The organism is Rahnella sp. CJA17(1/100) (assembly GCF_963881615.1).
Taxonomy (GTDB): domain Bacteria; phylum Pseudomonadota; class Gammaproteobacteria; order Enterobacterales; family Enterobacteriaceae; genus Rahnella; species Rahnella aceris.
In genome coordinates this window covers 34,725-49,245 of sequence record NZ_CAWOJA010000018.1, presented here as the reverse complement: position 1 = coordinate 49,245, position 14,521 = coordinate 34,725, and the positions used below count along the sequence as shown (strand labels likewise).

Sequence of the window (14,521 nt, the reverse complement as noted above, 5' to 3'; positions counted from 1 at the left end):
TCTGGCTCTGGGTGGTACCGTCCTGATTGATTTGCTGACGCGAGGATTTGCTGCCGAACGTCACGCCCAGTCCGCCGCCGCTGAACATGCCGCTGGTTTTGGTCTCACTCAGGCGATAACTGGATTGTTCCTCTGTCGCCGCCGCGATGTTGAGGTCTTTCCCCGCTTTCAGCGTCACATCCCCGTCACCGACCACGGACGAGCCTTTCACCGTCAGGTCTTGTCCGGCAACAACTGACACCTTGTCGCCACTCAGCTGTGAAGCTTTCTCTGTGGTGGCATAGTCCTCTGCAACGGTGTGCGTGGTCGTGCCGGAGAACAGGTGTTTTTTGGTTTTGGTTTTTTCGTCGTAGCTGTACTGGCTTTCCTGTGCGGTAGTGATATTCACGTCGCGACCGGCGTTCAGGGCCAGGTCGCCGGTGGCCTGTACTTGCGCGGCCAGTGTCGTAATGTCACGCCCGGCGGCAATGCTGGTGCTTCCGCTGCTCACCACTGCTGTCCCTTCCTGCCCGACATTTTCACGGATACTCACGCTTTTGCTGCCGTGGGTTTCGCTGTAGGTGCTGGTCTGCTGCGCGTTCAGGTTGACGTCGCGACCGGCGCTGAGTGAGGCGTTGAGATCGGCGGTCAGTTGCGCCGCCTGCGAGTTGAGGTCGCGCCCGGCGCTCAGCGTCAGGTCGCCGCCGCTGCTCACCACCGTGCGGGTGGCGTTGTTGCTGTCAGCCTGATTTTTGCCGCTGGTCTGATGGCTGCTCTTGTCCATCGTGTTGAGGTTGATGTCATTAACTGCCGCCAGCGTGGCGTCGCCTTTGGCGGTCACGGCGCTGCCTGCGTTGTCTCCGGCAGATCTCGAAGACCATTCGTTCAGCAGGATTTTGAGTGCGCCAGCGATGTTTTTTAAAGTCAACGTCTGACGGAGTTTGAAGATTTAATTTGGATGTTGGGATTATGCAGAATTATGGGCAGGGACGTCTATTCAGTGTGCATTACAAAACGTGGAAGAGACGTGTTTTGGGTGTGCTAATATCTCAGGCATCACACCCATGGCAAACATAATTAGGGCAATCATGGACAGCAAGATGCTTAACGAAATAAGTAAATTTCTAAGTTATATTTTACGTCATAAACCTGACACCATCGGATTGCAACTTGATGTAGAAGGCTGGGCAGATATCAATTCTTTGATTCTCGGCGCGGCGAAAGAAGGCCGCGTACTTGATCAGGCAATAATTCAGACAGTAGTAAATAGCAGTGATAAGAAACGTTTTACTCTCTCCGAAGATGGCCAGCGTATTCGTGCAGTTCAGGGACATTCTACACCAGACGTGAACCTTCAACATATGGAGAAAAAACCGCCAGAATTCCTCTACCATGGCACTGCAACACGCTTTCTTGAATCTATTCTTCAGCAAGGATTGATTGCAGGTTCACGTCACCATGTGCATCTATCACAAGACATAACCACAGCCGTAGCTGTCGGACAGCGATATGGAAAGCCTGCGGTGCTAAAAGTTGAAGCCCTGCGGATGCACCAACAGGGATTCAACTTTTTTCAGGCTGAGAATGGCGTATGGTTAACGAACCATGTCCCCAATTTTTTCATATATCAGGAATAGCCATTGTCTTTGTCTTCGACTTGCTCGGCTTTATAGCGGGAAGACTCTTCTTTGGCAGCACTAAACCATTCAGAGAAACCAGAATAAGACAAATTATCCCAAGGACTTAACTTCGGTTTTGAATAATCATAAATCCGGACACCCGTAGTGCCATCCTTACCTCCCCCATCAAAACAAGCAAGAACAACCCAGCCATCATTATACAGCCCTGACTCATCTTGAATAATTGCAAAGGGAACCAGGGCAGCCCCCGAAAACTTCAAAAGCATCGAGCTGTAATAAAAAAGAGATGTCGCCATATCTTTCGATAGAAGCCGCCAAGGCTCTATATCTAAAAACTCATCAGCTAAAACCACATCTAAATAATCAACAGGGAATTCAAAACTATTGGGTAAAATTGGAAGGTCGTACAAAAAAGGCTTCATTATTTAGCACCTCCAGAAATACGTGGTGGTTCTGTTGAACCGTAAGGATTAGAAGTAGAACCCCCCCCTGACTGTTTGTTTATACGACCAGTAATGGCCTCACCCCAAGTATTAAAATTCTGCCACCCTCTAGCCTCTTGAATAGCTGGCGTCAATGGATCATCAAATCCACGGACGCTAGCTTTAACGTCGATCCCCGACTCTCTGGCCGCGGCAATTCGAGTGTTATCCATGCTAGTCAGCTTGCCATCAGGCATTTTAACGACGTCAACTGGATCACCTTTCCAACCATTAGTCCGCATGCTTTGTACCAAATCGTCGTATGTGTAATTTTTACCCGTGTCTCGGTCAGTTTTATTGAATGAAAAGCTATTTTGCGAGAACCGAATATCATCAGCCGCATGGAATGTGACACTGCCAGCGCCTTTTGCACCCACATCGGCAGTAACTGACGTCGCTTTTCCTACTCCGCCAATCCCCGCCGCGCCCACCTGCGTCAGGCCGTAAATCCCTTCCGAGTACTGTGGAGAGACTCCCAACCCTTCCAGCAAATACGCACCGCTGGTTTTCTGGTTGACACCAGACAGGAAGGTGTTAAAGCCTGCATTAGCCGTATCTATCCCTGAGGCTGCCAGATAACCGCCTGCCAGGCAAGCTACACCCGCGGTGGTCGTGCATATTGCTGCCCCACCCACCGCCTGGAGTTCCCCGGCGGTAAATTGCGTCAGGCCACCTAAACGCGTCCCCACACCGTAGTGGGATAGCGCATCCCCGGTTTGATCACTAACCGAATAGCCGTAAGGCAGATTAACGCCCGCCTGCACGCTTTTCGCGTCATGGTCGCTTGCGCCGTCGCTGCTGCGTGACGCACTGACAAACCACTGATCCGCCAGCCCGAGCAGGTTATTGCCGGTCAGCGAGCCGCTGACCTGTCCGGTGCCGGTGCTTTTCTGCCCTGAGTTATCAAAACCGGCGCTGGCCTGCAGGGGAAACTCAGGCTTTGAGGTGAGGTTGACGATGGAGTATCCCGGCTGGCTGCCGGGCTGGATTTCAATCTGTACCGGCGTTTTGCGCAGCCGGTTAATCTGCTCCATCCCCTGTTCGATATCGCGCAGGTTAAGAATTTTGCCGGTCAGCCACGGAAACGCCATCGCCAGCATTGCGCCGCGCTGGTTTTCCATTTTGATGGCTTCCAGCTTGCCTTCCATCACCGTCAGACTGAGCGCGCCGGAAGACAAATCCTGTTCAGTGAGAAACGCGCGGCTGGTGATATAGCCCTGGCCGATATACCAGTCGGAGACCTGTTTCACCAGGGCATTAATCTGGCCAATGCCGAGGCACTGTTGCAGATAGGGTTGGGTCAGTTTTTGCTGTATTCGCGCGGGCATATGGTCTGCGCCGCTGAGGGTAATGTCGTGAATATCAAAGCACGGGCCGCCGGGTTGCGCTGGGGTTTGCGGTGCGGGGGCGACTGACGTGCTGCGCTCCAGTTCCTGACGCTGCTGCTGGTTCTGCTGCAGAAGTTGCCGCTGCTGTTGTTCGATACTGCCGCGGTCGGCGGGGCTGAGCGGCGCGGCCTGCGCAGTGAGGGAAAATATTCCGGTAAGTACCAGCAGGCAGGAAACTCGCCACCGCAGGGAAAGACACGCGCACGCCGAAACAGTGCGGGCTAATGGTGTAAGAAAGCTTATGATTTCCATATCCGGTGTTTTCTATGGCCTGAACCGCTTTCCTGTACGCCTCAAAAACACAGCATCAGAAGTGGCTATGGCATTGATTTAAGATTAAACATTCGGTTTCTATCGGCAGGGATAAGATTTACTTTAGGTTTTTTTTAAGTTTATAAAAAAAATTCTGCAAGAAGCATAGCGCGAAACATAAGAAATCATGGTTTATAGGGGTATTCATCCTGTTGCCCCTGCCTGCGCCGTTTGTGGCCTGCAGGGATATTTTCTTCTGGCTTACAAGCAGGATACAGGGAATATAATTGAGAGGCTTAATAGCCATCCGCTTATTTAAAATTCAGTGCAAGATGCTGGTAAAAATAACCCATAAAAAAGCCAGAGGATTTCTCCTCCGGCTTTTCTGCATAATTTCCCGGGGGAAATTACAGACCGTACACCAGGTTTACAGACGTCACGGTGTCGGTTTTATCCGGCGCACTGGCTGGTGGTTTGGTGTTATAGGTTACGTCATACGCCACTTTCAACGAGAAGTGGGAGTTGATCGCAACGGTCAGCGCGGTTTCTGAGTTCAGCGTAGTTTCGTCGTTCGCTAATACAGAAACACCCTGCGTGAAGCGCGCAGTGTCGCTGATCTGGTAACCGTAAGTGCCTGAAGCGTAAGCCAGCGCACGGGTGGTGTTACCGCCCTGTTCGAATTCATCATGACGAACACCAGGACCTGCTTCCAGGTTCAGCGTATGAACCGGGCCGCTCCAGATCTGACGACCATAACCGACAGCGCCCACAGTCCGCGAACGGTAACCGTTATAACGGTCGCTCAGCCAGCTCCCCTGACCGAAAATATAGTTCGCGTTGTCAAGGTTATAACGCGTACGGGCACCGGCCTGATACTTCTCGGATGAACGCACACCGGAAGAAGAGGTGTTACGCGCAGAACCCCACAGGCTGTTAGCCGTGTTGGTATCAAACCAGGTCATGGTGGTATCAGCATTCAGCGTGGAGTTGCTGGTGTTACCGGTTTGCGCACTGTAACCCGCCTGAATATTGCCCTCGAACGGCTTTTTCGCCTGAGCCGGATCATCTAACGCGGTGAAGATGGTGGTGTCTGCAAGGCTTGAAATACTGAACAGCGCTGCACCGCAGACTACGGCACAAGCTGGTAAACGACGTACAACCCGAAAAAACATTTTGTTTCCCCAATAAGACTTAAGGCAAATAACGAGACTGGAACCACACGATTTATGCCATTAATTAGGATCCGTTAATCAAGCCTGGCAACTCCATTTCGATGGCATATGCATACAAATATTTCTACCGCAACAAATATAACGCACTCAGCCCGGAATATCTTAATAAAGCGGCTTTTTTGGATAGTTCCGAGTGACATATATTTCCGGCAATAGAAACATACAAAATCATTACCCTTTCTTGCATTGATTTCTTATTTCAATGAGGAATGGAAATGGTTCATTACGCGCCACACTTTACGTCTTCCGGCCACTTTGGTTCGAAATATTGCGAGCCGGCAGCGTACAGATTTCCGCCTAACTCGTCGCTGAATCTTGTCCTTTTGAGCGATGCGGGGTAGTTTTGTCCTGATAACGTCTTATTTTTGCCTCGGGTTCCTCGAAGGCAGCCTTCAGGAGGAGTGGTCATGGCTTTACAACAAGAGATTATTCAGGCTCTGCACGTCAAACCCCACATCGATGCCGCACAGGAAGTTCGTGTCAGCGTCGATTTTCTCAAAAGTTATCTGCTGGCCCACCCGTTCATCAAGACACTGGTTCTGGGTATCAGCGGCGGGCAAGATTCTACTCTTACCGGCAAACTTTGCCAAACAGCAATTAGCGAATTACGCGCACAAACAAATGATAGCGCTTACCAGTTCATTGCGGTGCGCTTGCCATATGGCGTGCAAGCTGATGAATCGGACTGCCAGGATGCCATTGCGTTCATCCAGCCAGATCAGGTTCTGACCGTTAATATCAAGAATGCCGTCCTGGCAAGCGAAGCGACCTTACGTGAAATCGGTATTGAACTGAGCGATTTCATTAAAGGCAACGAAAAGGCCCGCGAGCGCATGAAAGCGCAGTACAGCATCGCCGGGATGAAAAAAGGCGTGGTGGTCGGGACTGATCATGCTGCCGAAGCCGTGACCGGTTTCTTCACTAAATACGGTGATGGCGGCACGGACATTAACCCGATTTTCCGTCTGAACAAGCGTCAGGGAAAAGCCCTGCTCAAAGAATTGGGTTGCCCGGAACATCTCTATACGAAAGCCCCGACCGCTGACCTTGAAGACAACCGCCCTGCCTTGCCAGATGAAGCTGCGCTCGGCGTGACTTACGAACTGATCGACGACTATCTGGAAGGCAAGAAAATCGACGATAAATATGCCACCATCATTGAGGGCTGGTACCTGCGCACTGAACATAAACGTCAGCCGCCGGTCACGGTGTTTGATGATTTCTGGAAGAAAAAATAAGTCTTTCGTCACCGCTTAGATCACGGGCACCTGCGGGTGTCCGTTTTTATTCACAGCGCCCGCCGCTCTGATTATCACAAGCTTCTTTCCATTCATTAACGAAATCATTACCCTTAGCGTCCTTTCGGATGACTGACAGTGATGTTTTCAATGCAAAAATTCCTTTTCCTGCTGCTGAGCATGGTGCTGCTTGGCCCTTTAGGTATTGATTTGTACCTGCCCGCCATTCCCGCCATCGCGCTCGGTTTACAGAGCACCGAGGCGGTCATTCAGTCCTCGATTTCCTTATTTATTCTGGTGATGGGGCTGGGACAACTGGTGGCCGGTCCGCTGGTGGATAAATTTGGTCGTCGCCCGATCGCCATTATCGGCGTCATGGTGTATCTGGCAGGGGCGATAGTTGCTGCGACCTCCGTAACACCGTGGATGTTTTTATTATCCCGCGTCATTCAGGGACTGGCAGTGTGCTGCACTTCCGTGGTGATTTTCAGCGGCGTACGCGACCGGATGAGTGGCAACGATGCCGCCCGTGCGTATGGTTTCCTCAATGGCACGCTGAATATCATTCCGGCACTGGCACCGCTGATCGGCGGCCTGATCGCGCAATATTATGGCTGGCGTGCGCCGTTCTGGGCATTAACCGGTTATACACTGGCAGTCTTACTGCTGGTTATATTCAAACTGCCTGAGACTCGCCCTGCTGATACGCAGACCAACACCGGCCTGCCATTCCGTCAGTACGCCCGCATTTTATTCAATGCGCGTTTCATTACTTTTGCTCTGGTGAATGCAGGTGCAATGGGTATGGCGCTGACCTATGTCTCGCTGGCGCCGACCGTTTTGATGAACACTGCCGGGCTGACGCCACTGCAGTTTTCACTGGTATTCGGCGCAAACGGATTCTGGATCATGGGGATGAGCTTTATCGCCAACCGGATTATCCGTAAAGTGGGGCGTCCGATATGTCTGAAAACAGGCGGCATCCTGATGTTTATTGGCTGCCTCGGGCTAATCGCTGGGATCACGCTGGTTCCGCCTGCGGAACAAACAGCAACCTGGCTGTATATGGTGCCAGTCGCCAGCGCCTGTGCCGGTCTGGCTTTCCTGATGGGCCCGGCCACCAGTTATGCGCTGGAACCGTTCTCCGGTGAAGCAGGCGTGGCTTCGGCACTGGCAGGTTCGGTGCAAATGGCGGGCGGTGCACTACTTGGTTTTATCGCGATGGCATTACCGTTACAGCCTAAGCTGAGTCTGTCGCTGGTGATGCTGGCAGGAGGATGTCTGGCGATGCTGGCTCGACGCGCCAGCAAAAAATCGACGGGCCAGCTGACCCGCCTGGGACAGTAATACGTTTTTTAACCGATTGTCGACACCGGTACGCGGGGTGCCAGCGCACTCAGCAGTTCGTAACCCAGCGTACCGGCCGCTGTTGCCACGTCATCCACCGGTAAATTATTCCCCCACAACTCAACCGGCGCACCCATCTGCGCCTGCGGGCATGGCGTTAAATCCACAGCCAGCATATCCATTGAAACCGTGCCCGTCGTCGTCGTTCGCACGCCGTCTACCCAAACCGGTGTACCGGAAGGCGCATGGCGCGGATATCCGTCCGCATAGCCACAGGCCACCACGCCGATACGCTGAGGACGAGTTACACTGTAACGCCCGCCGTAACCCACGCGCGCACCGGCGTTAAGTTCCTGTACGGCAATCAGCTCGCTTTTAAGCGTCATTACCGGTTGCAGACCGGTATGCGCAATATCTTTCCACTCACCGCTTGGCGACGCGCCATAGATAATAATTCCCGGACGGATCCAGTCATGATGTGTATGCGGATGCCACAGCGTCGCAGCGGAATTGGCCAGACATCGCGGGCCGCGAATGTTTTGCCCGGCGAGGTTAATCACACTCATCTGCGCATCGACACCTTCCACACTGTCAGCGGTGGCGAAATGGCTCATCAGCGTGATCTCCCCCACCTGCTTCAGCTCGCGTAACTGCTGCCAGACAGCACCGGCGCGCTCAGGCGCAAAACCCAGGCGGTTCATGCCACTGTTCACTTTCAGGTAGATACAGACCGGCAGGCTGACGCTGGCCTGCGCAAGGGCTTTTATCTGCCATTCGCTGTGTACGGCCGTGGTCAGGCGATATTGATCAACAATAGCCAGATCCTCGGCGGTAAAAAAACCTTCAAGCAGTAATATCGGTCCCTGCCAGCCGGACTCACGCAGTAAAATCGCCTCATTGAAATCAAGTAAAGCGAAACCGTCAGTGGCGGATAAACTGCGCCAGATACGGGATATACCGTGGCCGTAGCCGTTGGCTTTCACCACCGTCCAGACTTTACTGTTGGGGGCAAAACCGCGAATGATGTTCAGGTTTTGAGTTAACGCAGACTGAGACAATGTGGCTGAAATCGGGCGAGGCATACCAGCTCCGGCAATAAGCAAAGTAAAAACCATGCGGCATCAAACCCCGCATGGGATCGGATTACAGCAGGTTCAGCCTACCGGATGCATTTTGTGCGGGCCAGCCGGACGGGCAATGAAATCCGGGCTGTAACGCTCAACCGAGAGATCATCGGATGGGATCGCAGGCGTCACGCCGGACATAATGTCCGAGAGCAACTGCCCGGAGCCGCAGGCCATCGTCCAGCCCAGCGTGCCGTGGCCGGTATTGAGATACAAATTCTTAATGCGCGTACGCCCGACAATCGGCGTGCCATCCGGCGTCATCGGACGCAACCCCGTCCAGAACGTGGCCTGTTCGACGTTGCCGCCGTTCGGATAGAGATCTTTGACCACCATCTCCAGCGTTTCGCGGCGCGCCTGCGCCAGCTTCAGGTTGAAGCCGACAATCTCCGCCATACCGCCGACGCGGATGCGGTCATCAAAACGGGTGATAGCAATTTTATAGGTTTCATCCAGTACGGTAGACACCGGCGCAGAAGCCGGATCAGTAATCGGAATCGTCAGGGAATAGCCTTTCAGCGGATAAACCGGAATGGAGACCAGATCACGCAGCAACGCGGTGGAATACGAACCGAATGCCACCACGTATGCATCCGCCCTGACGACCTCATTGCCACACTGCACGCCAGTGATTTCGCCGTTTTCAATATGCAGCTTATCCACCGTGCGGTTAAATTCGAAGATAACTCCCGCCTGACGCGCCATGTCTGCCAGCTTGCGGGTAAACATCTGGCAGTCGCCGGTTTCATCATTGGGTAAACGCAGGCCGCCGGTCAGTTTGTGCGCAACCTGAGCCAGCGCCGGTTCTGCAGTCGCCAGCTGGCTGGATTCGAGTAACTGATACGGCACACCGGCGTCTTCCAGCACCGCAATGTCTTTGGCTGCGCTTTCAAACTGCTGCGCGGTGCGGAAAAGCTGCAACGTGCCGCCCTGCCGACCCTCGTACTGAATGCCGGTATCTTCGCGTAACGCTTTCATGCAGTCACGGCTGTATTCCGCCAGACGCACCATGCGGCTTTTGTTGGTCTGATAGTGGTCCATGTTGCAGTTACGCAGCATTTGCCACATCCATTTAAGCTGGAACTGTGTTCCGTCGAGGCGAATCGCCAGAGGCGCGTGCTTCTGGAACATCCATTTGACGGCTTTGACCGGAACCCCCGGAGCCGCCCACGGCGCAGCATAGCCCGGTGAGATCTGTCCTGCATTACCCGCACTGGTTTCTTCTGCCGGGCCGGACTGGCGGTCAATAACCGTCACCTGATGACCCGCTTTAGCCAGATACCATGCACTGGCGACACCGACCACACCACTGCCTAAAATCACCACACGCATATCGACTCCACTCCACGACAAAACAAAGCATAATATTCTGATGACAGGAAATTAACCTGACTGAGAAAAATCACCAACACAGGCACTCACAACCGTGAGGTCTTTCACATTTATTTATCGTTCATGACAGCATTTATTTCAATAGCCAGAAATAAATAACGATATTCCGCAACATTCCGGCCATGCGGCAAGAAATTTATGGCGTAATGACAGCATTGATTGCATTGATGTCACAAGACTCCCGACGCTTCAGGGTCAGTTTTGTTGCAGGTTTTTATTCTTGCATACAAGCCATGCATCAGCACAAAACACCACAAACAAACAGGCATGTGATATTCCCTCACGCTGCGCGGAGAATTGACGTTCAGGTTGAACGGGGATTTATAAAACGAGGCAAAGCGGAGGTGGCTGCGTAAAACATTAAGGCCACTATTCATAGTGGCCTTATATTGCGGGAATTTACCGGCGTAACAGAAAAAATCAGGCAGACGTCGTTTCCAGTCTCATCAGAGAGACAGGTTTAAACAGGCCCGTCTGCCCTTCCAGTTGTACGCAACTTTCGCGGCGAATTTCTTCCGGTGAACTCGATTTCACCCTGAACGCGGTAATTTTGCCGGTAACGCCCGTTTCGGCATCCATTACACGAACGCCCTGGCCGATACGATTTCTATATCTATCATAAGTAAAGGTATTTACCATTTTCTTGACCTCCTAAAGCATCAATAACAAACAATAGCGGGTTAATGCTATACCCGTAAAAATTAAGTTTCAATATATAAACCCTGCTAAGTATCAGGTTAAATTTCATACCCTGTCCCGCCACGTTGCCATTTTAAAAATGTGACTCATATCGCAACGACGCAATTACTGACCTACACTTCAATCGGTTTCTGTTTTGCACCGTTCATTTCAGCAATTTTCAGCAATAAGGAGTCGATTGTGAATAACTCAAACTTTCTGAAGCTTAAAGATGGTACACAACTTTTTTATAAGGATTGGGGCAGCGGACAGCCGGTGGTTTTTAGCCACGGCTGGCCCCTGTCGTCGGATGCTTTTGAAGATCAGATGCTGTTTCTGGCAGAACATGGTTATCGCGTTATTGCCCACGACCGCCGCGGACACGGGCGTTCTTCCCAGTCATGGGAAGGCAATAATATGGACCAGTACGGAGATGACATGGCCGAACTGACGGCTTATCTGGATCTCAAAGACGCGATACACGTCGGGCACTCTACCGGCGGCGGCGAAGTTGCCCGTTATATTGGCAGGCACGGCATCTCGCGGGTGGCAAAAGCGGTATTAATTGGTGCAGTGCCACCGATTATGATCAAAACAGATTTCAATCCCGGTGGATTACCTCTTTCTGTTTTCGACGGTATCCGTGGCGGTGTGACAAAAGATCGTTCCCAATTTTTCCTGGACTTGCCCGACGCATTTTATGGTTTCAACCGCCCCGGTGCTGAGGTGTCAGAAGGTTTACGCCAAAGTTTCTGGCTCCAGGGTATGCAGGGTTCAATAAAAGCACTTTATGATTGTGTTAAAGCGTTTTCTGAAACCGATCAGCGCGAAGACCTGAAGAAGATGACGATCCCGACGCTGGTGATTTACGGTGATGATGACCAGATTGTGCCACCCGCCTCCTCCAGCGAAGCTGCGCTTAAGTTGTTGCCAAATGGCAAAGGTAAGGTTTATGCGGGCGCATCTCATGGTCTGTGCAGCACACACAAGAATCAGATAAATCAGGATTTGTTAGAATTTATCCGCAGTTAATCCCCCGCTGTTTGCGCCTGTCTCCTGATATTGTTCGCCCAAAGCCAGACTGTACGCGGCTTTGGGCTCTTTATTGCCCGCCGATTGACAGTCTCCTGCCTTAAGGATATAGATTTGTTGAGGAATGGATTCATGGTGTTTATCTAACGACACACTCAGATTGAGCTACGATTATCAATGGACGTGCGAAATCTTAAGAAAAGGTTGTGAATCAAACACTCTGTAGCGTCCATAACTGAATGAGGGTGCGGCTTATGACGACAGTGACCCAAAAGCAAAAAACTGAGGACAAACGTCTTAGCGATGGACCGGACTGGACGTTTGAGTTATTGCAAACCTATCTCGAAGAGATTGACCGGGTGGCGAAGTCCTACCGGCTTGAAACTTATCCGCATCAAATCGAGATCATCACTTCCGAACAAATGATGGATGCCTATTCCAGCATTGGCATGCCGATCAATTACACTCACTGGTCGTTCGGCAAGAAATTCATCGAAACCGAACAGCTGTATAAGCACGGACAACAAGGTCTGGCGTACGAAATCGTCATTAACTCCAACCCGTGTATCGCTTATCTGATGGAAGAAAATACGATCACCATGCAGGCGCTGGTGATGGCCCATGCCTGCTACGGGCATAACTCTTTCTTCAAAAATAACTATCTGTTCAGAAGCTGGACCGATGCCAGTTCCATCGTCGATTACCTGCTGTTCGCCAAGCGTTATATCAGTGAATGCGAGGAACGCTATGGTGTCGATGAAGTTGAACGGTTGCTGGATTCCTGTCACGCGCTGATGAATTACGGCGTTGACCGCTATAAACGTCCGCAAAAAATCTCCCTGCAGGAAGAACTGGCGCGGCAAAAAAGCCGTGAGGAATACCTGCAAAGTCAGGTGAATTCTCTGTGGAAAACGCTGCCACGCAAAGACAGTGTAGACGCACCGGAACAGGCGCGACGTTTCCCGCCGGAACCGCAGGAAAACCTGTTGTATTTTATGGAAAAAAATGCGCCTTTGCTGGAATCCTGGCAGAGAGAAATTTTGCGCATTGTGCGTAAAATCAGCCAGTATTTTTATCCGCAGAAACAAACTCAGGTCATGAACGAAGGCTGGGCGACATTCTGGCATTACACCATCCTGAATCATCTGTATGACGAAGGAAAAGTCTCCGACCGTTTCATCCTGGAGTTCCTGCACAGTCACACGAATGTGGTGTATCAGCCGCCTTATAACAGCCCGTATTACAGTGGTATCAACCCGTATGCTCTGGGTTTCGCGATGATGCAGGATATCAAGCGTATCTGTCAGGAGCCGACGGAGGAAGACCGTTACTGGTTCCCGGATATCGCTGGTTCAGACTGGCTCGACACGCTGCATTTTGCGATGCGTGACTTTAAAGACGAGAGCTTCATCAGCCAGTTCCTGTCACCGAAAGTGATGCGTGATTTCCGTCTGTTTACGGTGCTCGATGACGATCACAATAATTATCTGGAAATCGCCGCGATCCACAATGAGGAAGGCTACCGTGCAATTCGTCAGGAGTTGTCGGCGCAGTATAATCTGAGTAATCACGAACCGAATATTCAGGTCTGGAATGTGGATTTGCGCGGAGACCGCTCGCTGACATTACGCTACATTCCGCAGGACCGGGCACCGCTTGATAAAAGCCGCCGTGAAGTGATGAAACACGTCCACCGCCTGTGGGGCTTCGATGTCTTTATCGAGCAACTCAATGAAGACGGCAGCGTCGAGTTACTCGAACGTTGCCCGCCACGTCCGATACCGCTGTAAAATTTCCATTTTCAGGCATTAAAAAAGGGCGCTAAGCGCCCTTTTGTTATTACTGGCTCCCTCAATCCTTCAAATTATATCGAGGCAGCCAACGATGAGACTGTTTGAAGGATAAAGGGAATTAACGATGTTTTTGTTCGGCCAGGTCACCCGGCATAGCACCCTGCATGCTGTGCCAGATTTCACCGCTCTGACGGCCATAATTTCGCACACAATCCACAATCTGCTCGTAGCTTTTCTCGTGGCAGATATCAGACAACTTTTTATAGAAAGTGATCGCCAGTTTGCGCGCTTCAGGATTGGAGAAATAATAGCGTCCGACGCGGGTATAAAGACCACGCAGTCCGTTGATGATCAAACCATAAATCGGGTTGCCAGAGGCGAATGCCAGACCACGGAAAATGCCGTAATCGAGCGCCGTAAAGGCTTCGGCATGATCTTCAACCTGAGTCGCTTTCGCGAGAACCTGTTGGGTTTCTTCCGGGTTGGTACGCATCGCCTTGCGGATAAAGATCGTCGCGATGTTGGTACGCACAGACAGCAAATTATCAATCAGCTGCGGTACGCTGTCATGATCCAGACGCGCCAGCGTTTCAAGAATATTCAGGCCGGATGTTTCCCAGAAATTATTCACTTTCGTCGGTTTACCGTGCTGAATGGTTAACCATCCATCGCGGGCAAGCCGCTGTAACACTTCACGCAATGTGGTTCGGGTTACACCAATGAGTTCTGAAAGCTCTCTTTCAGCAGGCAAAATTGAACCCGGAGGGAAGCGGCTATTCCAGATACTTTCGATGATATACTCTTCGGCAAAACCGGCAGGACTTTGTGCCTTAATAACCATGTGTTTGTCGTTCCGTGTGGGGCTTTTATTAGGGATATAGTTCATCTCATCATACCAGATGAAAATGCCCTGTTATAGCGTCCGGGCGGAAGTAATGTTGAAA

At 51.5% G+C, this 14,521-nt stretch carries 13 protein-coding genes; 5 read left to right on the top strand and 8 right to left on the bottom strand.

Annotated features, from left to right (window positions below; translation table 11 throughout):
- The coding region (locus AACU55_RS10790) for a hemagglutinin repeat-containing protein (RefSeq protein ID WP_205960160.1) at nt 1-820 on the bottom strand (820 nt) is incomplete at its 3' end.
- Nucleotides 821-1,067: 247 nt separating this feature from the next.
- Here AACU55_RS10790 and AACU55_RS10785 point away from each other — a divergent pair.
- Nucleotides 1,068-1,616 (top strand): RNA 2'-phosphotransferase, encoded by a 549-nt coding sequence (locus tag AACU55_RS10785; RefSeq protein WP_013575349.1) that lies wholly within the window; start codon nt 1,068-1,070, stop codon nt 1,614-1,616.
- On the opposite strand, the gene AACU55_RS10780 is transcribed toward AACU55_RS10785, so the two are convergent.
- From AACU55_RS10780 to AACU55_RS10770, 3 genes are all read right to left on the bottom strand, one after another.
- Nucleotides 1,607-2,041, bottom strand: coding sequence for a hypothetical protein (locus AACU55_RS10780; RefSeq protein WP_013575348.1), 435 nt, complete (start codon nt 2,039-2,041; stop codon nt 1,607-1,609). The two genes, AACU55_RS10785 and AACU55_RS10780, sit on opposite strands and share 10 nt — an antisense overlap.
- A complete protein-coding gene (locus AACU55_RS10775) occupies nt 2,041-3,741 on the bottom strand; it encodes a ShlB/FhaC/HecB family hemolysin secretion/activation protein (RefSeq protein WP_167686177.1) in 1,701 nt (566 codons plus the stop codon). The genes AACU55_RS10780 and AACU55_RS10775 overlap by 1 nt, the downstream gene beginning before the upstream one ends.
- Before the next feature lie 407 nt (nt 3,742-4,148).
- Nucleotides 4,149-4,913, bottom strand: coding sequence for a DUF481 domain-containing protein (locus tag AACU55_RS10770; RefSeq protein WP_013575345.1), 765 nt, complete (start codon nt 4,911-4,913; stop codon nt 4,149-4,151).
- A gap of 467 nt (nt 4,914-5,380) precedes the next feature.
- Between AACU55_RS10770 and nadE the strand changes: the two genes are divergently transcribed.
- Both nadE and AACU55_RS10760 read left to right on the top strand, forming a co-directional pair.
- Complete coding sequence (nadE, locus tag AACU55_RS10765) at nt 5,381-6,211, top strand: ammonia-dependent NAD(+) synthetase (protein ID WP_013575344.1); 831 nt, start codon at nt 5,381-5,383, stop codon at nt 6,209-6,211.
- A gap of 150 nt (nt 6,212-6,361) precedes the next feature.
- Nucleotides 6,362-7,558, top strand: coding sequence for a multidrug effflux MFS transporter (locus tag AACU55_RS10760; RefSeq protein ID WP_134707009.1), 1,197 nt, complete (start codon nt 6,362-6,364; stop codon nt 7,556-7,558).
- A gap of 8 nt (nt 7,559-7,566) precedes the next feature.
- Here the strand turns inward: AACU55_RS10760 and dadX are convergent, their stop codons facing one another.
- From dadX to ydfZ, 3 genes are all read right to left on the bottom strand, one after another.
- Nucleotides 7,567-8,640, bottom strand: a complete 1,074-nt coding sequence (gene dadX, locus AACU55_RS10755; protein WP_134707008.1) for a catabolic alanine racemase DadX — start codon at nt 8,638-8,640, stop codon at nt 7,567-7,569.
- A 72-nt stretch (nt 8,641-8,712) separates the two neighbouring features.
- The gene (locus AACU55_RS10750) at nt 8,713-10,014 is read right to left on the bottom strand and encodes a D-amino acid dehydrogenase (protein WP_037034652.1); all 1,302 of its coding nucleotides are present in this window, start codon (nt 10,012-10,014) and stop codon (nt 8,713-8,715) included.
- 480 nt (nt 10,015-10,494) lie between these two features.
- Nucleotides 10,495-10,713 (bottom strand): putative selenium delivery protein YdfZ, encoded by a 219-nt coding sequence (gene ydfZ, locus AACU55_RS10745; protein WP_013575338.1) that lies wholly within the window; start codon nt 10,711-10,713, stop codon nt 10,495-10,497.
- A 240-nt stretch (nt 10,714-10,953) separates the two neighbouring features.
- Here ydfZ and AACU55_RS10740 point away from each other — a divergent pair, with 240 nt between their 5' ends.
- Nucleotides 10,954-11,784, top strand: coding sequence for an alpha/beta fold hydrolase (locus tag AACU55_RS10740; protein WP_134707007.1), 831 nt, complete (start codon nt 10,954-10,956; stop codon nt 11,782-11,784).
- A 254-nt stretch (nt 11,785-12,038) separates the two neighbouring features.
- The gene (locus tag AACU55_RS10735; protein ID WP_134707006.1) at nt 12,039-13,574 is read left to right on the top strand and encodes a SpoVR family protein; all 1,536 of its coding nucleotides are present in this window, start codon (nt 12,039-12,041) and stop codon (nt 13,572-13,574) included.
- A gap of 121 nt (nt 13,575-13,695) precedes the next feature.
- Here AACU55_RS10735 and fadR read toward each other — a convergent pair whose 3' ends face one another.
- A complete protein-coding gene (fadR, locus tag AACU55_RS10730; protein ID WP_013575335.1) occupies nt 13,696-14,418 on the bottom strand; it encodes a fatty acid metabolism transcriptional regulator FadR in 723 nt (240 codons plus the stop codon).
- Nucleotides 14,419-14,521: the final 103 nt, after the last annotated feature.

What these genes read in the sequence shown, in the direction of transcription:
- ydfZ (WP_013575338.1), bottom strand. Translation starts at nt 10,713, where the DNA reads ATGGTAAATACCTTTACTTATGATAGATATAGAAATCGTATCGGCCAG.
- AACU55_RS10760 (WP_134707009.1), top strand. Translation starts at nt 6,362, where the DNA reads ATGCAAAAATTCCTTTTCCTGCTGCTGAGCATGGTGCTGCTTGGCCCT.
- AACU55_RS10785 (WP_013575349.1), top strand. Translation starts at nt 1,068, where the DNA reads ATGGACAGCAAGATGCTTAACGAAATAAGTAAATTTCTAAGTTATATT.
- nadE (WP_013575344.1), top strand. Translation starts at nt 5,381, where the DNA reads ATGGCTTTACAACAAGAGATTATTCAGGCTCTGCACGTCAAACCCCAC.
- AACU55_RS10780 (WP_013575348.1), bottom strand. Translation starts at nt 2,041, where the DNA reads ATGAAGCCTTTTTTGTACGACCTTCCAATTTTACCCAATAGTTTTGAA.
- dadX (WP_134707008.1), bottom strand. Translation starts at nt 8,640, where the DNA reads ATGCCTCGCCCGATTTCAGCCACATTGTCTCAGTCTGCGTTAACTCAA.
- AACU55_RS10735 (WP_134707006.1), top strand. Translation starts at nt 12,039, where the DNA reads ATGACGACAGTGACCCAAAAGCAAAAAACTGAGGACAAACGTCTTAGC.
- AACU55_RS10770 (WP_013575345.1), bottom strand. Translation starts at nt 4,913, where the DNA reads ATGTTTTTTCGGGTTGTACGTCGTTTACCAGCTTGTGCCGTAGTCTGC.
- AACU55_RS10750 (WP_037034652.1), bottom strand. Translation starts at nt 10,014, where the DNA reads ATGCGTGTGGTGATTTTAGGCAGTGGTGTGGTCGGTGTCGCCAGTGCA.
- AACU55_RS10775 (WP_167686177.1), bottom strand. Translation starts at nt 3,741, where the DNA reads ATGGAAATCATAAGCTTTCTTACACCATTAGCCCGCACTGTTTCGGCG.
- fadR (WP_013575335.1), bottom strand. Translation starts at nt 14,418, where the DNA reads ATGGTTATTAAGGCACAAAGTCCTGCCGGTTTTGCCGAAGAGTATATC.